We start from the raw sequence: 24,716 nt of genomic DNA on the forward strand, positions 1-24,716 counted from the left end.
GTCACCAACGTCATGGCCGAGTACATCTAGGCCCGGCGCATCAGCCGCCGCTGTGCCCGGGCGGCGGCCAGATGGTCCGCCGTGAACACGATCAGCGCCAGCCAGATCAGGCCGAATCCGATCCAGTGGCCGGAGGGCATGTGCTCACCGAACACCGTGACCGCGAGGAGGAACTGTCCGATCGGCGCGATGTACTGCAGGATGCCCAGCACGGACAGCGGCACGGTCCGGGCCGCGGTGGCGAACATGATCAAGGGCACCGCGGTGACCACGCCGGAGGCCGCCATGATCCAGAAGTGCGCCGCGCCGTGCAGGCCGGTGGTCAGCGTGCCCGTCGCGGCCAGCCCGATCGTGCCGCCCACGAACACCGGCAGCAGCACCACGGTCTCGGCCGTCATGGACGCCACCGGGTGCACGGGGGCGCCCGCGCGCTTCTTGGCCAGCCCGTAGAGGCCGAAGGAGAACGCCAGGCCCAGCCCGATCCAGGGCACCTGCCCGGCGTCCACGGTGATGACCAGCACCGCCACCGCGGCGATCGCCACCGCCGCCCACTGGGCGCGGCGCATGCGCTCGCCCAGCAGCAGCACGCCCAGGGCCACGTTGACCAGCGGGTTGATGAAGTACCCCAGGGAGGCCTGCAGCACATGCCCGGAGGTCACCGATCCGGCGTACAGCAGCCAGTTCACCGCCACGGCCACCGCGGCCAGCACCACACCGGCGACCCGGCGGCGCGTTCCCAGGGCGGCCCGCAGGTCCCCGAAGCGCCGCAGCACGGCCAGCAGGAGCAGGCAGAACAGCAGGGAGAAGCCGATCCGCATGATGACGATCTCCATGGCGGAGGCCGGCGCCGTGGCCGCCATGTACAGCGGCAGCACGCCCCAGATCGCATAGGCGCCGGCGCCGACGGCCAGACCGGAGGCCTCGGCAGTGGACGAGGTGCCGTCCGCGCTGCCGGGGGGCGGTGCTGAGGACGAGGATCGAGTGGTCACCGGGCCACTGTAGACCCGCCCTGCCACGGGCGGGCGGTGGGCGCGTCACGTCGGGGAGCGGCCGTCGTCGTGGTGCCCCGGGGCGGCGCGGATGGTGACCGGCCTCACCGCGGAAAGCGGCGGTGCGCCGGTAGGATGGACGGTCGGTCCGCCCTGGGCGCAGAGCTCCGCCCGGCTCCCGCGGACCGCCGCCGAACACCTCCACCGGAAGGACACCCACGCCGTGACCACGCGTCCCGACCGCCCGCTGCGCATCGCCATCGTCGGAGCAGGCCCCGCCGGCGTCTACACGGCCGACATCCTCACCAAGGAAGAGCGCGACTTCCAGGTCTCGATCGACCTGTTCGACCGCTACCCGGCCCCGTTCGGCCTGATCCGCTACGGCGTGGCCCCGGACCACCCGCGCATCAAGGGCATCGTCAACGCCCTGCACAAGGTGATGGACCGCGGTGACATCCGCTACCTCGGCAACGTGGACTACGGCACGGACCTGTCCCTTGAGGACCTGCGCCGCCACTACGACGCGATCGTGTTCGCCACCGGCGCCGTCAAGGACGCCGCCCTCGACGTGCCGGGCGTGGAGCTGGAAGGCTCCTTCGGCGGCGCGGACTTCGCCTCCTGGTACGACGGCCACCCGGACGTGCCGCGCGAGTGGACGCTGGACGCCAAGGAGATCGCGGTCATCGGCAACGGCAACGTGGCCCTGGACGTGGCCCGCATCCTGTCCAAGCACGCGGACGACCTGCTCACCACCGAGATCCCGGACAACGTGTACCAGGCGCTCAAGGCCTCCCCGGTCACGGACGTGCACGTGTTCGGCCGGCGAGGACCGGCGCAGGTGAAGTTCACGCCGCTGGAGCTGCGGGAGCTCGCCCACTCCCGGGACGTGGACATCGTGCTCTACGAGGACGACTTCGACTTCGATGCCGGCTCGGAGGCCGCGATCGAGTCCAACAACCAGACCCGCACCATGGTCGGCACGCTGACGAACTGGCTGATGGAGCAGGAGGACCGCACCTCCTCCGCCTCGCGCCGCCTGCACCTGCACTTCCTGCAGGCCCCGGAGGAGTTCCTAGACGCCGACGGGGACGGCCGCGTGGACGGGCTGCGCATGCGCCGCATGGAGCTGGACGGTCAGGGAGGCATCCGCCCCACCGAGGACACCGTGGACTACCCCGTGCAGGCCGTGTACCGCGCGGTCGGCTACTTCGGTTCCCCGCTGGACGGCGTGGAGTTCGACGACGCCCGCGGGGTCATCCCGAACGCCGAGGGCCGCGTGCTGGACGCGGACGGCGCCCCGGTCCCGGGCCTCTACGCCTCCGGCTGGATCAAGCGCGGCCCGGTCGGCCTGATCGGCCACACCAAGGGCTGCGCCCTGGAGACCATCACCCACCTCATCGAAGACGTGGACACCCTCTGGACCGCGCAGGAGCCGGCCGAGGAGTCGATCGTGAAGCTCCTCGAGGACCGCGGCGTGGAGTACACCACCTGGGCCGGCTGGCACGCCCTCGACGAGCACGAGAAGGCCCTCGGCCGCGAGGCCACCGAGGCCGGCCCGGTCGAGCGGGAGCGCGTGAAGGTCGTGGACCGCGCCGAGCAGATCCGCATCATGCGCGAGGCCGTCCAGGGCTGAGCCTGACAGAGACCGACGTGCCACGGGCCGTCGTCGTTCGCCTCCGGGGGCACGACGACGGCCCGTCGCCTTGGCGGATTCAAGCGGTCCTCGCAACACCCTGAGTTTCAGGAGGTTGCGAGGACCGTGTCGTCTGACCAGCTCAAGGAAGCATTCTTCAAAGCCCTGCCGAAGCACCGCGGCTCGATCAGGCATGCCGCCCGCGCGGTCGGGGCGAATGAGAACACCGCCTACCGGTGGGCTCGCAAGGCAGGGGTGAAGGGCATGGGCTCGCCCGGGCCCGGCCCGGATCCTCGCAAACCGGTCTTCGCCCGGTTGCGTGCTGAAGGTGCCAGCATCAAACAGGCAGCCGCGCAGGTCGGGGTCCATCCACGCACCGGCTATGACTGGGACAAGGGCGTGCGCAAGATCGGGAACTCACGGCTCTACCCGGATGGCACCCACGTGCGGTACACCACTGACATGCGCATCAGTCGTGCTGACGTGGCAGTGCTGAGCACACTGCATCCCAGGTTCCTGAGCATCGCCGAACGCGAGCAGATCGCGGACCTTCTCCGGCAGGGGGCCTCCCTGCGTCAGATCGGCTGGGTACTGGGCCGGGCCGCCTCGACGATCAAACGCGAGATCGATGCCCGTTCCACGAACGGGACCTATCAGCCCTACACCGCCCATCGCCAATGGGCTGCCTCTCGAGCACGCCCGAAACCGGCGAAGCTGGCCATGGACTGCCCGCTGCGCCGTGAAGTGATCGGGTTGCTGCAGCGCAGATACTCCCCACGACAGATCCGGCAGACATTGCTCAAGCGGTTCCCGGATGATCCGCTAATGCATGTGAGCCACGAGACGATCTATCAGGCCCTGTACTTCCAGGCCCGCGGGAACCTGCGCGCGGAGGTCAAGAACGCTCTGCGCACCGGCCGGGCCCGCCGCAGGCCCCAGCGCCGGGACGAGGCGGGGCAGCGGCGGTTCGTCGATGAGATGGTCATGATCTCCGAGCGCCCGGCCGAGATCGAGGACCGGGCCGTGCCCGGGCACTGGGAAGGAGACCTGATCCTCGGGGCCGGAAACAAGTCCGCGATCCTGACCCTGGTCGAGCGCCACACCCGGTACGTGATGCTCGGGCACCTGCCGGCCGGTCATGACGCCGTGCAGGTCAGAGACGAGCTGGTCCGACTGATCCAGACCCTGCCGGAACATCTGCGCGGTTCGCTCACCTGGGACCAGGGCGCTGAGATGGCCCGGCACAAGCAGGTCACGATCGCCACGGACATGCCGGTGTACTTCTGCGACCCGCACTCGCCCTGGCAGCGTGGATCGAACGAGAACACCAACGGGCTGCTGCGTCAGTACTTCCCGAAGGGCACGGACCTGTCAGTGCACTCCCGAGAAGACCTCGAGTTCGTCGCTCAAGAACTCAACGACAGGCCACGCATGACGCTCGACTGGGATACCCCAGCCGAGCGCCTGCGTGGTCTACTGATCCCACCCACACCCGAGGGTGTTGCGAGGACCGCTTGAATCCGCCCTTTCCGGGCGCCGCGCCTCAGTCGGCGGCGGCCACGACGCCGCGGCCGCGGCGGGTGCCGCGCAGCGCGTAGAGCGCCGCGCCGAGGACGGCCAGGGCACAGCCGACGAGGAGGCGTTGTCCCTGGAGCTCGGGGTTGAACAGCACGTCGACGTGCCAGGGGAGCGGCCCGAAGCCCAGGGCCGCCACGACGGCCGCCGGCAGCAGGGTGCCGGCGAGCGGGCCGAGCAGGACGTCGCCGAGCAGGCAGAGCCCCCACAGCAGCGGCAGACAGGACAGCCACGCGGCGCCGGCGGACAGGTGCGCCGGGAGCAGTGGTGCCCCGAGGACGGCGCCGAGACCTTGGGCCGCCAGCGGCAGCAGAACCCACCCACAGCGCATCCGGCGCACCGGACGGGCGGCCACGTCCGTGGCCCACGCGAGGCGGTCCACCAGGAGCACCGGCAGCAGCCCCACGGCCAGGGCCAGGGCGAGCAGGCCGAGGTGCGCGGGGTTCAGGGTCGGGTCCACGGTGACGTCCGCCGGTGGGGTGTGCGGCAGCGGCCAGCGGGCGAGCAGGGCAGCGAGGGCGGGGCCGAGGACGAGCGCGGCCAGCAGGCCCGGGCGGGCGCCGTGTGCGGCGAGCCAGCCGCGGGCCGGCAGCGGCAGCGGGAGGGAGGCGCGGCTCATCGGGACGCCTGCGGCAGCTCGTCCAGGGTCAGCGTGCAGCCCTGCACGGCCGGCAGGTGCTCCCGCCACCAGGCGTCCCGCTCGCCCTCGGACAGGGCCGCGAACGCCTCAGCCCGCGCGGCGACCTCGGCGCCGCCCTCCAGCTGGTCGACCGGCGGTGCGAAGGAGTCGCGGAACTCGGCCGGGCGATGCCCCCGCAGCACCCCGTGGGCGTAGTAGAGCACCGTGCGGGCCGTGACCCGCTCCGAAGCCAGCCGCTCCAGGACCTCCGGGGAGCCGCCGGCGAGTTCCTCCTCCGTGGGCAGGCAGGGCCGCTCGAACACGGCGCGGGCGAGCTCGCGGTCCACGGCCGCCGCGGTGCCGGCGCCGCCCGTGGGCCCGCCGTCCTGGGGAAGCGGCACCAGCAGAGACCGCCCCTCCGCGGCCTCCTCCGGAGACGTCGTCACGTGCTCCGGACGAAGGGCTGCCGGCAGGGCGGCGGCGGACTCGCGCACCTGCCGGGCGTGCGTCGCCAGTGCACCGGACTCCGGCAGTCCGCCGCAGACCGTCAGCACCTCGCCCTCCGCGGAGGCGTCCCGCGCACAGACCCGGGCCTGTGAGGTCGCGGTGTACAGCGGTCCGGTCTCTCCGCGCTCGAGCCGTTCGGGGGTGACCGGGGCCGCCGCAGGGGCCGCGGTGATCACCAGGGCGAGGGCCGCGCCGGAGGCGAGTGCCGTCGTCGGGAGGCTGCCGACGGCGATGCCGACGAGGGCCGCCGCCACGAGCACGGCGAGCAGCAGGCGGAGGCCGGAGGCCAGCGGAGACGGGGCCACGTCATGCCAGGCGGACTGGCCGTCCAGGCTGAGCAGGCGTGCGGCGTGCGCCCAGGACGTCCCGCTCGGCCGGGTGGCGGCCACGAACGTGGCGTAGGCGAGCACGCCGGCGACGGCCGGGGCCAGCCGTGCCGGGACCCAGCGCCCCACGGCGGCGCCCACCAGGCACAGCGCGGTCAGCCACGCCCAGGCGGAGACGAGCCGGGCGGCGACCGCGAGGAGGTCCATCCCGTCCGCCCACAGGCCGACCGTGGCCGCCGAGATCCCCACAGCGGAGGACAGGGAGAGCAGCAAGACGGCGGCGGACCACACGGCGGACCGGGAGACGGCGAAGCGCAGGCGGGCCAAGGGTGTCCGGGCGCTGAGCAGCGGGGCGTCGCGGTGCCGCGGCGCGTGCAGGGGAGAGACGAGCCAGGCCAGCAGGGCGGCGCCGGCGCAGCCGCCCACGGTGACCGCGAGGTCGGCGGTGATGACCAGCGTGCTGGTGAGCCAGCCGCCGGAGGCGTGGCGGTCGTTCCAGAAGGTCCAGCAGACCAGGGCCGTGACCGCCAGCGCGGTGGCCAGGCTCGGCACGAGGGCGCGACCGCGCGGGCCGCTCATGCCGGCGCCCCGTCCGTCTGCCCGCAGGCACCGCCGCGCGGCGCGATCAGCCCGGTGACCGCGGCCCGGGCCTGCTCGGCGCTCGCCCCCGAGGCCACGATCTCGTCCAGCAGAGCGTCGGCCACGACGCGCCCGTCCGCGAGGACCAGGATGCGGTCGGCCACGGTGAGGACGTCCTCCGCCAGGTGTGTGGAGACCACCACGGTCCTCTCCCGGGAGGCCTGCCGCACCGCGCCCATGATCTCTTCGCGCTGCAGCGGGTCCAGTCCGGCGGTCGGCTCGTCCAGGACCACCACGTCCGGGTCACCGGCCAGTGCGCACGCCAGCCCGAGGCGGCGGCGCTGTCCGCCGGAGAGGCGGTCCGCGGGGCGCCGGGCGAGCTCGGTCAGGTCCGCGGTCTCCAGGGCGGCCACGCGGTGCGCCCGCAGGGTGCGGCGGGGGCGGCCGCGCAGCCAGCAGGCGTACTCCACGGCCTCGGCCACGGTCACTCCGCGTGGGAACTCCACGTCCTGCGGCATCCAGCCCAGCCGCGCGTGGAAGGCGCTACGTGAGGCCGCGGTGGCCAGCACCTTCTCACCGTCGAGCCGGACTGTGCCGGAGGCGGCCGGCAGCAGCCCGAGCAGGGCGCGCAGCAGGGTGGTCTTGCCCGCCCCGTTGTGCCCGATCAGGGCGGTCGTCCCGGTGGGCAGTGCACAGGTCACGCCGCGCAGCACCTCGGTGCCGCCGCGGCGGACCACGAGGTCCTCGGCCGTCAGCATGTCCTCCATGCTACGGAGCCGCATGGCCGGTGGCCTGGCCCTAACGTCGGAATCCGGCCCGTCCGGAGCGCCTGCACCTCATCCCTTAGGCTGACCGGCGTGCCTCTACTCCTCGCCGACCTCACCCCGCTGAAGGTCTCGCCCGGCTTCCGCCGCCTGTGGCTGGGCAACGTGCTGTCCGCGGTGGGCACGCAGCTCACGCTCACGGCCGTGGCGCTGGAGGTCTTCGCACTGACCGGCTCCTCGTTCGCCGTGGGCATGCTGGGGCTGGCGGCGCTCGTGCCCCTGATCATCGCGGGGCTCTACGGCGGCGCGGTGGCGGACCAGTTCGACCGCCGCACCGTAGCCCTGGGATCGTCTTCCGTGATGTGGCTGACCACGGTGGGCATCGCCGCGCAAGCGTGGGCGGGCTGGGAGTCGGTGGCGCTGCTCTACGCGCTCACCGCGGTGCACTCGGCGGCGTCCGGCGTGAACCAGCCGACGCGCGGCGCCATCATCCCTGCGCTGGTGGGCGTGAAGCTGCTGCCGGCGGCCAACGCGCTGAACATGATGACCTTCTCCGTGGCCATGATGGCCGGACCGCTGCTCGGCGGCGTGCTCGTCGCCTCGATCGGCTACGCGTGGACGTACTCGGTCGACGTGGTCACGTTCCTCGCCGCCCTCTACGCACTCTGGCGGCTGCCGGCGCTCCCGCCGGAACGTGCGGACGGTGCTGTAGCCACGAGGCGCGTCGGGATCTCCTCGGTGGTGGAGGGGTTCCGGTTCCTGGGCACCAGGCCGAACGTGCGCATGACGTTCCTGGCGGACATCGTGGCCATGGCCACCGCGTTCCCGCGAGCCCTGATCCCCGCGATCGGCGCCATGATGCTCGGCGGCGGCGAAGCCGCGGCCGGCCTGCTCCTGGCCGCCATGGCCGCCGGGGCGTTCCTCGCGGGCCTGTTCTCCGGCACCTTCACCCGCGTGCACGCCCAGGGGCGCGGCGTCTATGCCTCGATCCTCGTCTGGGGCGCCGCCGTCGCCGCGTTCGGCGTGGTCGTCTGGTGGGCGTCCGGACTGCCGGCCGGCGATCCGCGCCTGGGCTTGGCGCTGGCCGCCTCGGCCGTGTGCATGGTGGTCGCCGGCGCCGCGGATTCGGTGTCCGCGGTGTTCCGCACCACGATGCTGCAGTCCGCCACCCCGGATCACCTGCGCGGGCGTCTGCAGGGCGTGTTCATCGTGGTCGTGGCCGGCGGACCCCGCCTGGGCGAGATGATCCAGGGCGGCGCTTCCGCGGCGTTGGGGGAGGGGCTCACCCTGGTGGTCGGCGGCGTGCTGTGCATGCTCGGCGTGAGCCTGCTGATGCGCGCCCAGCCGTCGTTCCTGCGCTACGACGCCCGCGACCCCTCGCCCTGACGGCGCCGCACGCCTCCTCCTCGTCGCACCTCTGCACTGATGACGACGGCCGGTGACCAGTGCATCCGCACGGAAGGTCACCGGCCGTCGTCGTGAAGCCCCCGAGGGGGCAGGGGATCAGGCGATGCCGATCAGGCGCGGTGCAGCTCGGCGGAAGTGGACTCCGGGAGGATGCCGCCGAGGGACTGCCAGTGGCGGACCAGCTCCTGCTTCACGTCTGCCTGCAGGATCTCGCGGGCCTTGTCCTCGGCCTCGGACAGACGGGACTTGTGGCCGGACAGGGCGTTCTTCACCATCATGGCGCGCTCATGCAGGCGGGTGCGGCGGTCCTCTGTGTCCCTGCCGACGGCCTGCACCTGGACGGCCACGGCCTCCTGGTTGCGGCCGGAGGCCTTGAGCTGGGACGGGGCCAGGGCGTGCTTCACGAAGCCGGCGTCCAGCATCAGGCCCGTGGAGCACGTCACACCGTGGCGCAGGGCGATGTCCAGGTAGTCGTCGTAGTCCAGGAGCATCGCGGCCTTGTGCCAGGCCTGGTCCTCGATGCGGCGGCCGTCCACGCGCTCGCGGGCACGGGCGGCGCCGAAGGTGGTCTCGGCCTCGTACACGTGGCCGCGGGGATCGATCAGGTAGAGCATCTCTCTCCTCGTCTGGGACCGCGTCAGCGGAAGTTCACGAACTGCAGGTCGGCGTCCTCGAAGTCCTTGAGCATGGCGATGGTCGCCTGCAGATCGTCGCGGGACTTGGAGGAGACGCGCAGCTCATCGCCCTGGATGGAGGCCTTCACGGACTTCGGGCCCTCGTCCCGGATCAGCTTGGTGATCTTCTTCGCGGTGGGCTGGTCGATGCCCTCCTTGATGCCGGCCTCGAGGCGGTACTCCTTGCCGGAGGCGTAGGGCTCGCCGGCGTCGAGGGACTTCAGGGAGATGCCGCGCTTGATCAGCTTGGACTCGAAGACGTCCTTCACGGCCTTCACGCGGTCCTCGGAGTTCGCCTTCATGAGGATCTTCTCGCCGGAGAAGTCGATCTCTGCCCCGACGCCCTTGAAGTCGTAGCGCTGGGCGATCTCCTTCTGCGCCTGGTTCAGGGCGTTGGACACCTCCTGCTTGTCCACCTTGCTGACGACGTCGAACGTGGAATCGCTGGCCACGGGTGCTCCTTTGTCTTGAGGCGTTCGTCTTGTCCGGGCTGGTCGCCGAACCGTCCTGCGCAGCCGTGGGACACGGTGCTTGCACGGGCGTGGACGTCGGCGCGCGGCCGCATCTGCGTCCAGCCTACCGGGACGGGAGCGGGTCTGGCCCGTCCCGATTGGCCGGGCGCAGCACATTGCTGTAGAGTCTTCTCTCGCCCGTTGCGAAGTGCCGAGCAGCGCTGAGTCGCGGGCCGCGCGGCAGATTACCCGAGCGGCCAAAGGGGGCTGACTGTAAATCAGCTGGCATTGCCTACGGGGGTTCGAATCCCTCATCTGCCACCGTGCCGGAAGGGCCCGGAACCGATTCTCGGTTCCGGGCCCTTCGCCTGTCCTGAGCCTCTCACCGTTCTCCAGGCGCGGCGGTCCGTCGCCGGGGCCGCCCGCCCCGACCCGGGAGACCGTCCTCCGAGAGTCCTCGCGTCACCTCGGGGATCAGGGGTACGCTCCACTGCGACGGCAAGCCTGTGCTCCGCATCACAGTGATGGGTGGTGTCCTCGGCCCACAACATCGCTGAGCTGCGGCGCGGCCGGACCCGACGACCCAGACGACGACGCCAGGAGGGACCCGAATGACCGAGCCGCAGCCCACCGCCGAGATGTCCTACACAGCGGGCCCCACCGACGTGGAGCTGCTGGAGCAGACGCTCGCGCAGAACCTGGACGGGATCTGCGCTGCGCACCCGGACCGCCCCGCCCTGCTCGAGACCTCGACGGGCCGGTCCTGGACCTTCGAGCAGCTGCAGGAGGACTCCCGTACCGTGGCCAAGGCGCTCATCGCCGCCGGCTACGAGAACGGCGACCGCATCGGCATGTGGAGCCCGAACGTCGCCGAGTGGACCACCCTGCTCTACGGCGCCGCCCGCGCCGGCGTGATCCTGGTGAACCTGAACCCGGCCTACCGCACCCACGAGCTCACCTACGTGGTGGAGCAGTGCACCATGCGCGGTCTGGTGGTGGCCTGCCCGGACGACCGCATGAACCCGCCGCGCACCGCCCGCGAGGTGGCCGCCGGCTCCGCGCCCGCGCTGCGCCAGCTGATCATGCTCCCCACCCCGGGCGAGCCCACCGATGACTCCTACCCGCACGCCCGTCCAGGTGAGGTCCCGGCTCGTGTGGCTCAGACGCCCGTGACGGAGTCCACGTGGAGCGAGTTCCTCGCCGGCGCGGAGCAGGTCTCGGACGAGCAGCTGGCCGCCCGCGAGGCCGAGGTGTCCCCCGAGGACCCGGTGAACCTGCAATACACCTCGGGCACCACGGGCTTCCCCAAGGGGGTGACCCTGTCCCACCTGAACATCCTGAACAACGGCTTCCACATCGGCGAGCTGCTCGGCTACACCGAGCAGGACGTGCTCGTGATCCCTGTGCCGTTCTTCCACTGCTTCGGCATGGTCATCGGCACCATCGCCGCGGTCTCGCACGGGACCCTGTCCGTCATCCCGTCCCGCGGCTTCGAACCGGTGGCCGCCCTGCAGGCAGCAGCGGACACCAGAGCCACCTCGCTCTACGGCGTGCCGACCATGTTCATCGCCATGCTCGCCCGCCCCGAGGTGGAGCAGCTGGACCTGTCCACCCTGCGCACCGGCGTGATGGCCGGCTCCACCTGCCCGGTGGAGGTCATGCGCCGTGTGATCGACAAGCTCAACATGTCCGAGGTGGCCATCTGCTACGGCATGACCGAGACCGCCCCGGTGTCCACCATGACCCGCCGCGACGACTCCCTCGAGCGCCGCACCGAGACCGTGGGCCGCTCCATGCCGCACGTGGAGACCAAGATCATCGACCCGGCCTCCGGGGAGCTCGTCCCGCGCGGCGCCACCGGCGAGCTGTGCACCCGCGGCTACTCCGTGATGTCCGGCTACTGGGACGATGCCGAGCGCACCGCCGCCGTCCTGGACGAGGACGGCTGGATGCACACCGGAGACCTCGCCTCCATGGACGAGGACGGCTACGCCCGCATTGAGGGCCGCATCAAGGACCTCATCATCCGCGGCGGTGAGAACATCTCCCCGCGCGAGGTGGAGGAGTTCTTCTACTCCCACCCGGACATCCAGGACGTCCAGGTGATCGGCGTGCCGGATGAGAAGTACGGCGAGCAGCTCATGGCCTGCCTGATCATGCGGGAGGGCGCCTCCCCCCTCACCGCCTCGGATCTGAAGGAGTATGCGACCGGCAAGATCGCGCACTACAAGATCCCGGCCTACGTGCAGGTGATGGACGCGTTCCCCATGACCGTCTCCGGCAAGGTCCGCAAGGTCGAGCTGCGCGCCGAGGGCACCAAGATGGTCGAGGCGCAGAAGGCATCCCGCGGCTGAGCCCGGCATCGGCCCGCCATCTCCGGGGAGGGCGGTTCCGCGGCGTCGCCGAGACGATGACGGCCTGCCCCGCCCTCACCCCTGCCCGGGACAGGGGAGCGGGTAGACGTCCCAGATCGAGCAGAGGGCGTCCGGGCGGGCGCCGCTGATCGCCCGGTGGTACATCCAGCCCCAGGCCGAGACGCCGTTGTCGTCCGGGGGAGCGGCCGGCACGTTGCCGCGGTGGTACCAGACGCCCTCGAAGAGGATGAACTCGACCAGCTCGGCCGGGGACTCCGTGCGCGGGGGACACAACCCGTCCTGCAGCACGTCCGCGCTGGCCACGGCGAACGAGGCGGTCGCCTCGGTGTCCAGCAGCAGGCCGCAGTCCCGCTCGAACGCCTCGATCCAGTCGAGGGCCTCCTCGATGCCGTCCTCCGGACCCGAGGACTGCGCCACGATCAACACGGACGCCCGCTCTCCCGGCTGCATGGTCCCGGGCGTGCCGGGGCCGCGGACGCCGGCGGCGGCCGCCTCCTCGGGCGTCTTCCTGCGCCGCGGAGCCGCAAGCAGCGCGGTCAGCGGGTCCTCCTCGATCAGCGCACCCACCTCCGCGAGCTCGCCGGTGTGCGGGTGCAGGTCCTGCCCGCCGTCAGCGCCGCCCCGGCCGTCCCCGGCGTCCCAGTCCGCCCCGTACGCCTCGACCTGGTCCTCGTCCCTGTCCCGGTGCTCCTGGAACATCTGGCCCCTCCTTCGCGTGGACCGGGCGGCCCGTCGCCGCCCGGGGAGCGCCCCTCCGGCGCCTCCGGCACCCACGTTGGCAGGGTGGCCGGCCTCGCCGTCGGCCCGTCGGTCCGCAGCACGGCGCGTCTGTGGAGAACGACGACGGCCGGTCGCCTGTGCAGGAGGCGTCTGCCGGATCCTGGGCGGATGCCTCCCCACCGGGACACGGTCCGCCGTGGCGGACCCGCGCCACTCACCGACGGCGGTGGTCCTCCGGGGCCAGCCGCGGACCGAAGCGCTCCCGGCGCTCGCCGGAGAGCCCGATCATCCGCACCAGCCGCTGCCGGTGCCCGGCCCAGGGCTCGAGCAGCCGCAGCATCCCCTCGTCGTCCACACGGCGGCCGGTGAGCACCTGCCCCACGTGATGGGCCAGGTGGAAGTCCCCGACCGCCACCAGGTCCGCCGCCCCGTGGCTGCGCTGCAGCGCCTCGGCCACGGTCCAGGCCCCGATCCCGGGCAGGGACTGCAGCCGCCGAGCCAGCTCCGCCGTGGCCGCCACGTCTCCGGGCCGCACCTGCCGGCCCAGCCGGTCGACGGCCTCGGCGCGCTCGGCCACCTGCAGGATCGCCTTCGCCTGCGCCGGCTGCACCCAGAACCGGTGCCAGTCCCAGCTGGGCACCCGCAGCACCGCCCTCGGGTCCGGCGGCAGCAGCATTCCGCGTGGCGCAGGCCCCGGCGCCGGCTCTGCGACCGCCCGGACCAGCTGCCGCCACCCGTGACGGGCCTGATCGTGGGTGACCTTCTGCTCCAGCACCACGGTGACCAGCTGCTCGGCCAGGCGGCCGTGCGCCGGCAGGCGCAGGCCGGGCCGGGTCCGCCGGGCAGACGCCACGTGGTGGGGAAGCCGCTGCCCGCCGGAGGTGAGGAGGTCCTCGAAGGCTGCCCAGCCGTCGTCGTGAAGTCCGAGGAGGGCCTCCGCCTCCGCGACTGCCGCCTGCGCTCCCGGACCCCAGGCCTCCACGCGGATCGGGGACGGACGCACCGCCGACTCCGCCCGGCGCACCAGCAGGCTCGCCGGGGCCGCCGCCCCCTCCGCGTCCACCCGACGGGTGAGCCACACGCCCTCCGGGGTCACGCGCACGCACGGATCCGCATGGCCTCTCTGGAGCACGCCGAGGGTCAGCGTCACGTCCATCGGGACGGCGGGATGCAGCCTGCGTGACGCATTGGGACCTGACATGACCGCCAGGGTAACGGCGGCACCGGACGGGCAAGTACCGTGGGCGCCGTGACTGAGAACCGAGCACCCCAGAACGAGACCCCCATGCGCTACGCCGAGAACGTCCTCGACCTGATCGGCCACACACCGCTGGTGAGGCTGAACAGCGTCACCGAGGGGATCGAGGCGACCGTCCTGGTGAAGGTGGAGTACCTGAACCCGGGCGGCTCGGTGAAGGACCGCATCGCGCTGAAGATGATCGAGGCCGCCGAGGCCGAGGGGAAGCTGGCCCCGGGAGGCACCGTGGTGGAGCCGACCTCCGGCAACACCGGCGTCGGCCTGGCGATCGTGGCCCAGCAGAAGGGCTACCGCACCGTGTTCGTCACCCCGGACAAGGTCGGCCAGGAGAAGCGCGACGTCCTCGCCGCCTACGGCGCCGAGCTCGTGGTCACCCCCACCTCCGTGGACCCGCACTCGGACGAGTCCTACTACGGTGTGGCGAACCGCCTGGAGAAGGACATCGAGGGCGCATACCAGCCGAACCAGTTCTTCAATCCGGCCGCGCCCGAGTCCCACTACGAGACGACCGGCCCGGAGATCTGGGAGGACACCGCCGGCCGCGTCACCCACGTGGTGATCGGCGCCGGCACCGGCGGCACCATCACCGGCACCGGCCGCTTCCTCAAGGAGGTCTCCGCAGACCGCCCGTCCGGCCCCGTGCGCGTGATCGGCGCAGACCCGGAGGGCTCCGTGTACTCCGGCGGCACCGGCCGCCCCTACTTCGTCGAAGGCGTCGGCGAGGACATGTGGCCCGGCAACTATGACGCGTCCGTGCCGGACGAGGTCATCGCCGTGGACGACGACGCCGCCTTCGCCATGACCCGCCGCCTCGCCGCCGAGGAGGGCCTGTTGGTGGGCGGCTCCTCCGGCATGGCCGTGGTGGCCGGCCTGCGTGCCGCGAAGGACCTGGGCCCGGACGACGTCATGGTGATCGTGCTCCCGGACTCCGGCCGCGGCTACCTCGGCAAGATCTTCAACGACCCCTGGATGGACGAGCGCGGCCTGTCCTACGCCCGTCAGGAGACGATCCTCCCGGCATGGGCGCAGGGCCGCTCCCGTTCCGCGGAGAAGGACGACGACGCCGCCTCCGCCGCGCCCGCCGCCACGTCCTCGGCCGCTGCAGGCGGCGCGGACGGCGGTGCCGGCGACGGTGCACAGGCGGACCCCCGCTGGGAGGACGAGGTGGGGGCCGTCGTCGCGGACAAGGAGGACCTGTTCCCCGGCTCCGTGCCGACCCTGGTGACCGCCGCGCCGACCACCACCGTGGCCGAGGCGATCGCGACCATGAACCGCTACGGCGTGGACGCCCTGCCCGTGGTGGCCGAGCCGCGCCACGACCTGCGCATCGGCGAGGTCCGCGGCACCGTGACCGTCAGCGCGCTCTCCGCGGCGCTCGCGTCCGGCCGCATGGCCGCCGGGGACCCCGTGGAGGCGCTGATGGGTCCGATGCTGCCGATCGTCGGCGCGCACGCGACCGTGCGTCAGGTGGCCGAGCGCCTCCAGTGTGAGGACACCCTCCTGGTGACCCGCGGGGGAGTGGTGGCCGGGATCGTGACGCTGCACGACCTGCTGGCCTACGTCACCGCCTGAGACCGAGAGAGGATGGAGCACATGAGCGAGAACACCCAGAAGGACTCCGCCCGCGAGCAGGGCTTCGGCACCCGCGCCGTCCACGCAGGACAGCACCTGGACGAGGTCTTCGGCGCCGTGGTGCCGCCGGTGCACCTGTCCAGCACCTACGCGCCGGTGAAGATCGGCCAGCTGCGCCGCGGCTACGACTACGGCCGCGGCACCAATCCGACCCGCGACGCCCTGCAGGAGCAGCTGGCCGCGCTCGAGGCAGGCGTGGACGAGCACGGTGCGCCGCAGGCCACCGCCCTGACCTTCGCCTCCGGCCTGGCCGCCGAGACCGCGCTGATCATGGGCGCGGCCGAGCCGGGCACCACGATCGTGATGGGCAACGACGTGTACGGCGGCTCCTACCGCCTGATCACCAAGGTCCTGGCCAAGTGGGGCGTCAAGCACGCCGTGGTGGACATGGGGGACGCGGCCACGGTCGCCGCGGCCGTGGACGCCGCGAAGGCCGAGGGCCCGGTGCTGGTGTGGCTGGAGACCCCCTCCAACCCGATGATGAAGGTCTCGGACATCGGCGCGATCGCCGACGTGGCCCACGCCGCCGGCGCCCTGCTGGTGGTGGACAACACCTTCGCCACGCCGTACTTGCAGACCCCGCTGGCCCTCGGCGCGGACGTGGTGGTGCACTCCACCACCAAGTACATCGGCGGCCATTCGGACGTCATCGGCGGCGCCCTGGTGATCCCGGACGCGGAGCTCGCCGAGCGCGTGAAGTTCCAGCAGTTCGCCGCCGGCGCCGTCAACGGCCCGTGGGACGCCTACCTGACCACCCGCGGCCTGAAGACCCTGGGCGTGCGCATGGACCGCCACGCCGCCAACGCCCAGGCCGTGGCCGAATGGCTGGAGGGCCGCCCCGGCGTGGAACGCGTGCTCTACCCGGGCCTGGCCGACCACCCCGGCCACGAGCTGGCCGCCCGCCAGATGCGCGGCTTCGGAGGCATGGTGTCCGTGCAGTTCACCGGCGGCGCGGCCGCGGCCAAGCAGGTGGCCGAGTCCACCCGCCTGTTCCAGCTGGCCGAGTCGCTCGGCGGCATTGAGTCCCTGATGAACTACCCGGCAGAGATGACACACGCCTCCGTGGCCGGCACCGAGCTGGCTGTCCCGGACAACCTCGTGCGCCTGTCCGTGGGCATCGAGGACGCCGCCGACCTGATCGACGACCTGGACCGGGCCATCTCCGCACTCTGACCGGGCTGTCTGGGCACTCTCCCTGGGCTGCCCGGGCACTCTGTCCGGGCTGCCCGGGCTGCCGGCGCCCTTCGCCCGGGCTGCTGGCGCCCTTCGCCCGGGCTGCCTGCGCCCCGTTCGGAACCCCGGGGCCACCGAGGCCTCGATCCGATCCGGAGCATGCCTCGCGTGCTCCGGATCGGAACGAGCGCTGGGGGATCGGAACGAGTGCCGGGGAACCGGATCGAGCGCCGGGGGATCGGAACGAGCGCTGGGGGATCGGATCGAGCGCTCGGGAATCATCCTTCCTCGCTACGGTGGAGGGCATGAGCACCCTCGCCTTCACCAATGCACACATCGTCCCGATCGAGACCGAGCCGTTCGACGGCACCCTCGTGGTCGAGGACGGGAAGATCACCGCGCTCGGCCCGGACGTGCCGGTCCCGGCCGGCGCCGAGACCGTCGACTGCCAGGGCCAGTGGCTGCTGCCCGGCTTCGTGGACGCCCACGTGCACCTGGGCATGCATGCCGAGGGGGAGGTCGGCTCCACCGCGGACGTGAATGAGATGACCGACCCGGTGATGGCCGGCGTCCGCGCCCTCGACGCCGTGGACCCCAACGAGCCCGGCTTCCGGGACGCGCTCGCCGGCGGCGTCACCACCGTGAACGTCAACCCGGGCTCCGGCAACCCGATCGGCGGGCAGGCCGTGGCCATGCACACCCACGGCCGCACCGTGGACGAGATGGTCCTGCGCAGCCCCGCCGGGGTGAAGTCCGCCCTCGGCGAGAACCCGAAGAACGTCTACAAGGAGAAGAACCGCACCCCCTCCACCCGCCTGGGCACCGCCTACGTCATCCGCAAGGCCTTCATGGAGGCCCAGGGCTACATGGCCCGCCGCGCCGAGGCCGAGGAGTCCGGCAAGCCGTTCGCCAAGGACCCCCACATGGAGGCCCTCGCCCTGGTGCTGGAGAAGAAGATCCCGTGGCGCCAGCACTGCCACCGCACCGACGACGTGGCCACCGCCCTGCGCCTGGCCGACGAGTTCGGCTACGACCTCGTCCTGGACCACGGCACCGAGGCCCACCCGATCGCCGACACCCTCGCCGAGCGGAACATCCCCGTGCTGATCGGCCCGCTGTTCACCACCAAGTCCAAGCCGGAGCTGCGCGGCCGCTCCCTGCGCAACCCGGGCCGTCTGGCCCGCGCCGGCGTGGAGATCAGCATCATCACCGACCACCCGGTCATCCCGATCGACTTCCTCGTCTACCAGGCCGCCCTGGCCGTGAAGGAGGGCCTGGACCGGGAGACCGCGCTGCGTTCGATCACCATCAACCCGGCGAAGGTCCTCGGCCTGGACGAGCGCCTCGGGTCACTGGCCGAGGGCAAGGACGCGGATCTGGTCCTGTGGTCCGGTGACCCGCTGGACGTCATGCAGCGCGCCCGTCGGGTGTGGATCGGCGGCCGTCAGGTCATGGAGTACGACGACGTCACGCACGCCCCGCAGATCGCCGCGGCCCGTCCCCCGCTCGACTGAGCCGGCTCCGCCTCGCCCTGCCGTCGGCGACGGGTCCTCACCGGCCCCGGCGACGGACGCACCCAGGGTGCGGTGCCGTCGTCGGAAAGCAGGTGCAGACGCAGGGCGGGGTCCGCCGCCACTGCGGCTGGCCCCGCCCTTCGTCCGTGCGTGGGGAGAGGTCAGCGGACGACGCGGTCGGCAGCGCGTTCGGCGGCCCGGGCCGTCTTGCCCTTGCGCAGACGGGACTTGACCGGCGGCAGCCAGACGAGCACGGCGCCGATGATGAACAGGGCCGTCATGATCAGCAGCAGTGCGTTGCCGCGCACCAGGGACGGCACGCCCACCAGCACGGCCAGGGTGGTGAGCGTGTTCACGGCGGACGCCCGCCGGCGGTAGAGGGCGATGGTGCCCCACAGGGTGAACAGGCCGATCACGGCGACGAATCCGGCCAGGGCGAACTGGCCCGTGGCGCCGCCGAGCACGCCGACGGACTCGATGCCCGTGGTGAGGTCCACGACCGGGCCGCCCTCGCGCTGGGCGCGCAGGCCGTTGAACAGGAACACCGCGGCCAGGCCGAAGATGATGAGCGTGGCCGCCGTCCACCACTTGCGAGCCAGGCCCAGCAGCGGATGGACGCGGCCGGCCTCGAGCTCGTCGCGCTCGTCCAGGGCGCGCTCCTTGGCCGCATGGCGTTCGGCCAGGCGCGTCTCGTCCGCCTGACGCTCCTGCACGCGGCGCTCGGCGAGGCGCTCGTTGTCTGCCCGCTGCTGCTCACGGAAGGCGCGGGCGGCGCGTCCGGCGGCGCGGGCGAAACGGTGGTCGTTGGTGTTCTCTGCCACGGAATCGAGCCTAACGGGTGTCCGGTCCGGTGCGGGCGCATAGACTGGGGACTCCGGTTCCGGACTCTCCCCCTGTGATGAGTGAGCGTGGACGCGTGATGCCACGCCGGTGTGCGCTGATAAGGGCGCAGATGTGTTGAGAGGCGACGAACGTCGTCGCCGTGGGGGTACGTGCCGATCTGACCGGCCGACCTTGTTTCCACCCCAGCAGCGCAGCGCCGCACCGACTCCGAGACGCGACCGGAGCGTGCCCGGCGTCCGCCTGCGCGTCCCCACACAGAGGAGACCGCCATGACGCACACCCCGAACACCCCGCTCGACGACGAGGTCCGCCCGGACCAGACCGCCGCCGAGGCCGCCGAGACCGTCGAGAACTCCGCCGCAGCGGATGCCGCTGCCGAGGCCGTCCCGGCCGATGAGCCGGAGGGCACGTCCTTCATCGACCTCGGCCTGGACGCCCGCGTGCTCTCCGCGATCGAGGAGCTGGGCTACACCGCCCCGTCCCCGATCCAGGAGCAGACCATCCCGCTGATCCTGGAGGGCCGAGACGTGGTCGGCCTGGCGCAGACGGGCACCGGCAAGACCGGCGCCTTCGCCCTGCCGGTGCTGTCCCGCCTGGCCGAGTCCGCCGACGTGAACGGCCGCGCCGACGCCCCGCAGGTGCTCGTGCTCGCCCCGACCCGCGAGCTGGCCCTCCAGGTGGCCGACGCCTTCGACACCTACGCCCAGCAGATCGACGACGTCTCCGTGCTCGCCGTCTACGGCGGCTCCCCGTACGGCCCGCAGCTGGCCGGCCTGCGCCGCGGCGCCCAGGTGGTCGTCGGCACCCCGGGCCGCGTGATCGACCACCTCGAGCGCGGCTCCCTGGACCTGTCCCAGCTGCAGACCCTCGTGCTGGACGAGGCGGACGAGATGCTCCGCATGGGCTTCGCCGAGGAGGTGGACCGCATCCTCGCCTCCACCCCGGAGGCCAAGCAGACCGCCCTGTTCTCCGCCACCATGCCGCCGGCCATCCGCCGCATCTCCGCGCAGTACCTGAACGACCCGCAGGAGGTGGCGGTGGCCCGTCAGGCCACCACCTCCGCGACCATCCGCCAGCGCTGCCTCATCGTGGGCCACCAGTGGAAGCTCGAGGCGTTCACCCGGATCCTGGAGACCGAGGAGCACGACGGCGTCATCGCGTTCGTCCGCACCCGTGCCGGCACCGAGGACCTCACCCGCCGCCTGAACGAGCGCGGCTTCAAGGCGGTGGCCATCTCCGGCGACATCGCGCAGAAGCAGCGCGAGAAGACCGTGGAGGACCTCAAGGCCGGCCGCGTGGACATCCTCGTCGCCACCGACGTCGCCGCCCGTGGCCTGGACGTGGAGCGCATCTCCCTGGTGGTGAACTACGACGTCCCGCACGACTCCGAGTCCTATGTGCACCGCATCGGCCGCACCGGCCGCGCGGGCCGCTCCGGCGACGCCGTCCTGTTCATCACGCCGCGCGAGCGCTACCTGCTGCGCTCGATCGAGAAGACCACCCGCAAGCCGGTGGAGGAGATGCAGCTGCCCTCGATCGCCCAGGTGAACGAGGCCCGCAAGGCCCGCTTCGCCGACCGCATCACCGCCACCCTCGAGACCGTCGCGGACGAGGACCTCGCGGTGTTCCGGGACATGGTGGTGGACTATGTGGAGAAGAACGAGGCCGAGCCGGACCGTGTGGCCGCCGCCATCGCGATGATGGTCCAGGACGGCCGCCCGCTGCTGGCCGAGGAACCGGACCTGCCGCCGTTCGGGGGCAAGGGCCGCCGTGACCGGGACCGCGGAGACCGTTCGGAGCGCGGCGAGCGCGACGGCCGAGGCTCCCGCGGCCCGCGCCGCGAGCCGGCGGCCGGCAACGCGACCTACTGGGTGGGCGTGGGCCACAACGACCGCGTGAAGCCGGGCCACCTCGTGGGCGCCCTGGCCAACGAGGTCGGCCTGCCGGGCAACGCCATCGGCGCCATCGACCTGCGCGGCAACCACGCGCTCGTCGAGCTGCCGAAGGACCTCACCCCGGAGCAGCTGGAGGCCGGCGCCCGGGCCGAGGTCAACGGCCGGCCTCTGGGCCTGCGCCTGGACACCGGTCGTCCGACCCGCGCCGAGCGCGCGGAGGGGGACGACGACGGCCCGCGCCGCCGCCACGGCGGTCCCCGTGGCGGCCGTGGCCGCCAGGACCGGTTCGACCGCGGTGACCGCGGCAGACGCGTCGATCGTGCCGAACGCGACGGACGCGTCGATCGTGCCGAACGCGACGAGCGCCGGGGTCGCGGCGAGCGCGAGGAGGGGAGCGACGACGGCCGTCACCCTTCAGCCCGCAGGAACCGTGAGGACAATCACACCGGGAAGAAGCCCCGCTGGAGTGCGGACCGGCGCCGCGAGCGGGGTGCCGGCGACGGCCGGGACGGCCGCGGCCGCGGCGATGACTCGTGGGGTCGCGACGGCGGCCGCCGCGGCGGAGCCGACCACGGCAAGCGCGGTGGAAGCCGCGGCAGGTTCGGCTCTGACAAGGGCGGACGCGGTGGCTTCGGCGGCAGCAAGGGTGGACGCGGCTCCGGTCCGAAGCGCTTCGGCCGCCGCCCGCAGCGCTGATCGTGCGTTGATCGGAATCCGGCCGGGCGGGGCCGTCAGGACCGTCCGCCGGGACGCCGCAGGCGATTTGGAACTCTGCGCAGCGCGCTGATAGAGTTTCATCTCGTTGCCCCGATAGCTCAGTGGTAGAGCGCCATCTTGGTAAGATGGAGGTCCCGGGATCGATTCCCGGTCGGGGCTCTGACATGGGAGCCCGTTCTTTCGGCACATATCCGCTGGAAGCACGGGCGTTCTCATGTCGTGGCGGCGTAGCTCAGCTGGTTAGAGCGCACGACTCATAATCGTGAGGTCGGGGGATCGAGTCCCCCCGCCGCTACCGCATCGGAGAGGGTCCGGCCGACAGGCCGGGCCCTCTCGTCGTCTCGGGGCCTCTCGCGGTGGCCCGGGCTTTCGTGGTCGACGGGCGTCTTGGGGCCGGTTCCGGTGCTGAGGCACCCGCCCGGGCACCCCCCCCGGTCGCGCTCCCGGACGTCCTGCCGCGGCGGCATACCGGGCGCAGCGCCGGACGTCCTGCCGCGCCGGCCGGTGCCTCGTAGACTCGTGGGCATGCCCTCTTCCCAGCAGCACCGTCCGCAGTCCACCGGCATGGCCGGCATGTGGGACAACGGCTCGCACCTCTACCGCCGCCTTGTCCTGACCGGCTCGGGCCTGTTCCTCGTGGGCATCGTCCTGGCGGTCGTCGGCGCCCTGACCGAGCGGCTGCCGCTGTCCTGGACCGCGCTGGCGATCCTCGGTGCGGGCGTCCTCTGCCACCTCACCGCGCAGACGGTGCGGTTCCGGGACGCCGCCCGCAACCGTGCGGCCCGCGACGTCGCACGGAACGGTGGCGCGCGCGGTTCCCGCCGGTAGGCTGAATCAGCGCCCGCGAACCGTCAGACGAGGAGGAGCGCATGAGCGTCAACCCCGAGGCCGCCGGCCGGCAGTACCCGCCGGCCGAGCCCTACCAGGTGTCCCGTGAGGTGATCCGCGGATTCGCCGCCGCCGTGCAGGCCACGCACCCGGCCCACCACGACGTCGAGGCCGCCCGCGCCCTCGGCCACGCGGACCTGGTGGCCCCGCCGACCTTCGCCGTGGTCGTCGCCCAGCGCGCGGAGGCCGCGGTGGTGGAGGATCCGGAGGTCGGCATCGACTTCTCCCGTGTGGTCCACGCTGAGGAGCGCTTCACCCACACCCGTCCGCTGACCGCGGGGGACGAGGTCACCGCCACGGTGTCCATCGCCTCCGTGAAGCAGCTCGGCGGCAATTCCATGGTCACCACCGTCACCGAGATCGTGGACGGTGCCGGTGCCCCGCTGAGCACCGTGACCTCCACCCTGCTGGTCCGTGCGGACGACGAGGAGGCCGACGCATGAGCACCGAGAACACCGCTGCGCACGCCCAGGCCGTCCCGGCCCCGCAGCTCGAGAGCCTGGAGAAGGGCGCCGTGATCGGCACCCGCACCGTGCACCTGACCCGCGCGGACCTGGTCCGCTACGCCGGTGCGTCCGGAGACCTGAACCCGATCCACTGGTCCGAGTCCTTCGCCACGTCCGTGGGCCTGCCGGGCGTGATCGCCCACGGCATGCTCACCATGGGCACCGCGGTGCAGCTGGTCACCGACTGGGTCGGCGACCCGGCCCGCGTGGTGGACTACCAGACCCGCTTCACCGCCATGGTCCCGGTCGAGGACACCACCGGCCGGCTCACGGAGGACGGATCGTCCGTCCCCGGCGCCGTCCTGCAGGTCACCGGCAAGGTCGGCAAGGTCGACCCGGAGGCCGGGACCGCCCGCATCGACCTGGCGGTCACCGTCACCAGCAGCGACGATGCCCGCGCGCTCACCAAGGCGCAGGCCGTCGTCGCCCTGCCGAAGGGAGAGGCCGCGTGAGCGAGCCGACCACCAGCCGCCGCCTGGCGGACCACACCACCACCGGCGTCGGCGGTGCGGCCAGGAACTGGGCCCGCGCCGAGACCGAGGCGCAGGCCGTCCGGGCCATCACCGCCGCGGACGCCGCGGGGGAGACCCTGTTCGTCCTGGGCGGAGGCTCCAACACCCTGATGGCGGACGCCGGCTTCGACGGCACCGTGGTGCAGATGGCCTTCACCGGCATCGAGGTCCTCTCCGGGGACGCGGATGCCGGTGCCGAGGGCACCGCCGTGGTCGTGCGCATCGCCGCGGGCCACGTGTGGGATGACGCCGTCGCCTGGTCCGTGCAGCACGAGCTGGCGGGCATCGAGGCCCTGTCCGGCATCCCGGGATCGGCCGGCGCCACCCCGGTGCAGAACGTCGGCGCCTACGGCGCGGACATCTCCCAGGTGCTGCGCTCCGTCCGGGCCCTGGACCGCGAGTCCGGGCAGGTCGTGGAACTCGGCGCCGAGGACCTGCGCTTCGGCTACCGCGACTCCATCATCAAGCGCTCCATGACCGCCGGCGGCGCCCCGTCCCCGCGCTGGATCGTGCTGTCCATCGACCTGGAGTTGCTGCGTGCCGCCCACGGCGCCGAGGCCACGGCCCCGGTCCGCTACGGCCAGCTCGCCAAGGCCCTGGACGTGGAGGAGGGCACCCACGCCCCGCTGGCGACCGTGCGCGAGAACGTGCTGGCACTGCGCGGCTCCAAGGGCATGGTGTTTGACCCCGCGGACCGGGACACCTGGTCCACCGGTTCCTACTTCACCAATCCGATCGTCCCGGCCTCCGTGCGCGCCCGCCTGCCGGAGGGAGCCCCGGCGTTCGGCGTCGGCCACGCCGAGGACGGCACCGAACTGGTCAAGCTCTCCGCCGCGTGGCTGATCGACCACGCCGGATTCAAGAAGGGCTTCGGCCTGCCGGACGTCGTCCCCGGCGAGGGCGAGGTGGACGGCCGCGGCGCGGACGGGAGGGGCCTGGCCGGCGGCCGCGCCTCCCTTTCCACGAAGCACACCCTGGCGATCACCAACCGCGGGGACGCCTCCACCGAGGACATCCTCACGATCGCCCGCACCGTTCGGGACGGTGTGAAGGAGCGCTTCGGCGTCGAGCTGCACGCCGAACCGATGATCATCGGCACCTCCCTCTGAACCCCCGCCCTGCGCCGAACCAGAAGCTTCGGCTGCTTCGACCGTGCTT

General features: G+C 72.5%; 21 protein-coding genes and 3 tRNA genes. 15 read left to right on the plus strand and 9 right to left on the minus strand.

Annotation, left to right across the window (positions count from 1 at the left end; all coding sequences use genetic code 11):
* Positions 1 to 26 precede the first annotated feature (26 nt).
* Positions 27 to 989 carry an EamA family transporter RarD gene (gene rarD, locus HMPREF2863_RS05055; RefSeq protein WP_070638532.1) on the minus strand — a complete coding sequence of 321 codons (963 nt, stop codon included), beginning with the start codon at positions 987 to 989 and terminating at the stop codon, positions 27 to 29.
* 223 nt (positions 990 to 1,212) lie between these two features.
* On the opposite strand from rarD, the gene HMPREF2863_RS05060 reads away from it, so the two are divergent.
* Together HMPREF2863_RS05060 and HMPREF2863_RS05065 are read left to right on the plus strand one after the other, a co-directional pair.
* Entirely contained in the window at positions 1,213 to 2,622 is a 1,410-nt protein-coding gene (locus HMPREF2863_RS05060; RefSeq protein WP_070638535.1) for an FAD-dependent oxidoreductase, read from the plus strand.
* Positions 2,623 to 3,084: 462 nt separating this feature from the next.
* A complete protein-coding gene (locus HMPREF2863_RS05065; RefSeq protein WP_245232185.1) occupies positions 3,085 to 4,140 on the plus strand; it encodes an IS30 family transposase in 1,056 nt (351 codons plus the stop codon).
* A 25-nt stretch (positions 4,141 to 4,165) separates the two neighbouring features.
* On the opposite strand, the gene HMPREF2863_RS05070 is transcribed toward HMPREF2863_RS05065, so the two are convergent.
* From HMPREF2863_RS05070 to HMPREF2863_RS05080, 3 genes are read right to left on the minus strand one after another with little or no spacing between them, the layout of a single operon-like run.
* The gene (locus HMPREF2863_RS05070; RefSeq protein ID WP_070638538.1) at positions 4,166 to 4,816 is read right to left on the minus strand and encodes a hypothetical protein; all 651 of its coding nucleotides are present in this window, start codon (positions 4,814 to 4,816) and stop codon (positions 4,166 to 4,168) included.
* On the minus strand, positions 4,813 to 6,228 hold the full coding sequence (locus tag HMPREF2863_RS05075) for a hypothetical protein (protein ID WP_067188542.1): 1,416 nt from the start codon (positions 6,226 to 6,228) through the stop codon (positions 4,813 to 4,815). The genes HMPREF2863_RS05070 and HMPREF2863_RS05075 overlap by 4 nt, the downstream gene beginning before the upstream one ends.
* Positions 6,225 to 6,986 carry an ABC transporter ATP-binding protein gene (locus HMPREF2863_RS05080; protein WP_168165759.1) on the minus strand — a complete coding sequence of 254 codons (762 nt, stop codon included), beginning with the start codon at positions 6,984 to 6,986 and terminating at the stop codon, positions 6,225 to 6,227. Before HMPREF2863_RS05080 ends, HMPREF2863_RS05075 begins: the two co-directional genes overlap by 4 nt.
* A gap of 99 nt (positions 6,987 to 7,085) precedes the next feature.
* On the opposite strand from HMPREF2863_RS05080, the gene HMPREF2863_RS05085 reads away from it, so the two are divergent.
* Positions 7,086 to 8,378 (plus strand): MFS transporter, encoded by a 1,293-nt coding sequence (locus HMPREF2863_RS05085; protein WP_070638543.1) that lies wholly within the window; start codon positions 7,086 to 7,088, stop codon positions 8,376 to 8,378.
* Between the two features lie 131 nt (positions 8,379 to 8,509).
* Here HMPREF2863_RS05085 and HMPREF2863_RS05090 read toward each other — a convergent pair whose 3' ends face one another.
* Entirely contained in the window at positions 8,510 to 9,013 is a 504-nt protein-coding gene (locus tag HMPREF2863_RS05090; RefSeq protein WP_070638546.1) for a hypothetical protein, read from the minus strand.
* Between the two features lie 23 nt (positions 9,014 to 9,036).
* The gene (locus HMPREF2863_RS05095; RefSeq protein WP_070638549.1) at positions 9,037 to 9,525 is read right to left on the minus strand and encodes a YajQ family cyclic di-GMP-binding protein; all 489 of its coding nucleotides are present in this window, start codon (positions 9,523 to 9,525) and stop codon (positions 9,037 to 9,039) included.
* 239 nt (positions 9,526 to 9,764) lie between these two features.
* Here HMPREF2863_RS05095 and HMPREF2863_RS05100 point away from each other — a divergent pair.
* Positions 9,765 to 9,846: transfer RNA gene (locus HMPREF2863_RS05100), tRNA-Tyr, on the plus strand.
* A gap of 290 nt (positions 9,847 to 10,136) precedes the next feature.
* Positions 10,137 to 11,879 (plus strand): AMP-binding protein, encoded by a 1,743-nt coding sequence (locus HMPREF2863_RS05105; RefSeq protein ID WP_070638552.1) that lies wholly within the window; start codon positions 10,137 to 10,139, stop codon positions 11,877 to 11,879.
* Between the two features lie 75 nt (positions 11,880 to 11,954).
* Here the strand turns inward: HMPREF2863_RS05105 and HMPREF2863_RS05110 are convergent, their stop codons facing one another.
* Both HMPREF2863_RS05110 and HMPREF2863_RS05115 read right to left on the minus strand, forming a co-directional pair.
* A complete protein-coding gene (locus tag HMPREF2863_RS05110) occupies positions 11,955 to 12,599 on the minus strand; it encodes a hypothetical protein (protein ID WP_070638555.1) in 645 nt (214 codons plus the stop codon).
* A gap of 235 nt (positions 12,600 to 12,834) precedes the next feature.
* Positions 12,835 to 13,821 carry a DNA-3-methyladenine glycosylase family protein gene (locus HMPREF2863_RS05115; protein WP_070638558.1) on the minus strand — a complete coding sequence of 329 codons (987 nt, stop codon included), beginning with the start codon at positions 13,819 to 13,821 and terminating at the stop codon, positions 12,835 to 12,837.
* 84 nt (positions 13,822 to 13,905) lie between these two features.
* Between HMPREF2863_RS05115 and HMPREF2863_RS05120 the strand changes: the two genes are divergently transcribed.
* The 3 genes from HMPREF2863_RS05120 to HMPREF2863_RS05130 all read left to right on the plus strand — a co-directional run bounded on the left by HMPREF2863_RS05120 (position 13,906) and on the right by HMPREF2863_RS05130 (position 18,197).
* Positions 13,906 to 15,450 carry a pyridoxal-phosphate dependent enzyme gene (locus HMPREF2863_RS05120; protein WP_070638561.1) on the plus strand — a complete coding sequence of 515 codons (1,545 nt, stop codon included), beginning with the start codon at positions 13,906 to 13,908 and terminating at the stop codon, positions 15,448 to 15,450.
* A gap of 21 nt (positions 15,451 to 15,471) precedes the next feature.
* Positions 15,472 to 16,683 (plus strand): cystathionine gamma-synthase, encoded by a 1,212-nt coding sequence (locus tag HMPREF2863_RS05125; protein WP_067188524.1) that lies wholly within the window; start codon positions 15,472 to 15,474, stop codon positions 16,681 to 16,683.
* Positions 16,684 to 16,988: 305 nt separating this feature from the next.
* Positions 16,989 to 18,197, plus strand: a complete 1,209-nt coding sequence (locus HMPREF2863_RS05130) for an amidohydrolase (protein ID WP_070638564.1) — start codon at positions 16,989 to 16,991, stop codon at positions 18,195 to 18,197.
* A 161-nt stretch (positions 18,198 to 18,358) separates the two neighbouring features.
* Here HMPREF2863_RS05130 and HMPREF2863_RS05135 read toward each other — a convergent pair whose 3' ends face one another.
* On the minus strand, positions 18,359 to 19,018 hold the full coding sequence (locus HMPREF2863_RS05135) for a hypothetical protein (protein WP_067188520.1): 660 nt from the start codon (positions 19,016 to 19,018) through the stop codon (positions 18,359 to 18,361).
* 291 nt (positions 19,019 to 19,309) lie between these two features.
* On the opposite strand from HMPREF2863_RS05135, the gene HMPREF2863_RS05140 reads away from it, so the two are divergent.
* The 7 genes from HMPREF2863_RS05140 to HMPREF2863_RS05170 all read left to right on the plus strand — a co-directional run bounded on the left by HMPREF2863_RS05140 (position 19,310) and on the right by HMPREF2863_RS05170 (position 24,667).
* Entirely contained in the window at positions 19,310 to 21,631 is a 2,322-nt protein-coding gene (locus tag HMPREF2863_RS05140) for a DEAD/DEAH box helicase (protein ID WP_083315240.1), read from the plus strand.
* A 108-nt stretch (positions 21,632 to 21,739) separates the two neighbouring features.
* Positions 21,740 to 21,811, plus strand: a tRNA-Thr gene (locus HMPREF2863_RS05145).
* Positions 21,812 to 21,873: 62 nt separating this feature from the next.
* Positions 21,874 to 21,947 (plus strand) — tRNA-Met (locus HMPREF2863_RS05150).
* A 230-nt stretch (positions 21,948 to 22,177) separates the two neighbouring features.
* On the plus strand, positions 22,178 to 22,480 hold the full coding sequence (locus HMPREF2863_RS05155; RefSeq protein ID WP_067188518.1) for a hypothetical protein: 303 nt from the start codon (positions 22,178 to 22,180) through the stop codon (positions 22,478 to 22,480).
* Between the two features lie 41 nt (positions 22,481 to 22,521).
* Positions 22,522 to 22,983 (plus strand): FAS1-like dehydratase domain-containing protein, encoded by a 462-nt coding sequence (locus tag HMPREF2863_RS05160; protein WP_067188515.1) that lies wholly within the window; start codon positions 22,522 to 22,524, stop codon positions 22,981 to 22,983.
* Positions 22,980 to 23,498: a MaoC/PaaZ C-terminal domain-containing protein gene (locus tag HMPREF2863_RS05165; RefSeq protein ID WP_070638567.1), complete on the plus strand. Its 519-nt coding sequence runs from the start codon at positions 22,980 to 22,982 to the stop codon at positions 23,496 to 23,498. Before HMPREF2863_RS05160 ends, HMPREF2863_RS05165 begins: the two co-directional genes overlap by 4 nt.
* Complete coding sequence (locus tag HMPREF2863_RS05170) at positions 23,495 to 24,667, plus strand: UDP-N-acetylmuramate dehydrogenase (RefSeq protein WP_070638570.1); 1,173 nt, start codon at positions 23,495 to 23,497, stop codon at positions 24,665 to 24,667. The genes HMPREF2863_RS05165 and HMPREF2863_RS05170 overlap by 4 nt, the downstream gene beginning before the upstream one ends.
* Positions 24,668 to 24,716 lie beyond the last annotated feature (49 nt).

It is taken from the genome of Micrococcus sp. HMSC067E09 (genome assembly GCF_001812555.1).
Lineage (GTDB): Bacteria > Actinomycetota > Actinomycetes > Actinomycetales > Micrococcaceae > Micrococcus > Micrococcus lylae.

Coding starts and splice junctions, on each gene's coding strand:
- HMPREF2863_RS05065 (WP_245232185.1), top strand. CDS start 3,085: ATGCGCATCAGTCGTGCTGACGTGGCAGTGCTGAGCACACTGCATCCC.
- HMPREF2863_RS05070 (WP_070638538.1), bottom strand. CDS start 4,816: ATGAGCCGCGCCTCCCTCCCGCTGCCGCTGCCGGCCCGCGGCTGGCTC.
- HMPREF2863_RS05075 (WP_067188542.1), bottom strand. CDS start 6,228: ATGAGCGGCCCGCGCGGTCGCGCCCTCGTGCCGAGCCTGGCCACCGCG.
- HMPREF2863_RS05080 (WP_168165759.1), bottom strand. CDS start 6,986: ATGCTGACGGCCGAGGACCTCGTGGTCCGCCGCGGCGGCACCGAGGTG.
- HMPREF2863_RS05090 (WP_070638546.1), bottom strand. CDS start 9,013: ATGCTCTACCTGATCGATCCCCGCGGCCACGTGTACGAGGCCGAGACC.
- HMPREF2863_RS05105 (WP_070638552.1), top strand. CDS start 10,137: ATGACCGAGCCGCAGCCCACCGCCGAGATGTCCTACACAGCGGGCCCC.
- HMPREF2863_RS05110 (WP_070638555.1), bottom strand. CDS start 12,599: ATGTTCCAGGAGCACCGGGACAGGGACGAGGACCAGGTCGAGGCGTAC.
- HMPREF2863_RS05115 (WP_070638558.1), bottom strand. CDS start 13,821: ATGTCAGGTCCCAATGCGTCACGCAGGCTGCATCCCGCCGTCCCGATG.
- HMPREF2863_RS05120 (WP_070638561.1), top strand. CDS start 13,906: ATGCGCTACGCCGAGAACGTCCTCGACCTGATCGGCCACACACCGCTG.
- HMPREF2863_RS05125 (WP_067188524.1), top strand. CDS start 15,472: ATGAGCGAGAACACCCAGAAGGACTCCGCCCGCGAGCAGGGCTTCGGC.
- HMPREF2863_RS05130 (WP_070638564.1), top strand. CDS start 16,989: ATGAGCACCCTCGCCTTCACCAATGCACACATCGTCCCGATCGAGACC.
- HMPREF2863_RS05140 (WP_083315240.1), top strand. CDS start 19,310: ATGACGCACACCCCGAACACCCCGCTCGACGACGAGGTCCGCCCGGAC.
- HMPREF2863_RS05155 (WP_067188518.1), top strand. CDS start 22,178: ATGCCCTCTTCCCAGCAGCACCGTCCGCAGTCCACCGGCATGGCCGGC.
- HMPREF2863_RS05160 (WP_067188515.1), top strand. CDS start 22,522: ATGAGCGTCAACCCCGAGGCCGCCGGCCGGCAGTACCCGCCGGCCGAG.
- HMPREF2863_RS05165 (WP_070638567.1), top strand. CDS start 22,980: ATGAGCACCGAGAACACCGCTGCGCACGCCCAGGCCGTCCCGGCCCCG.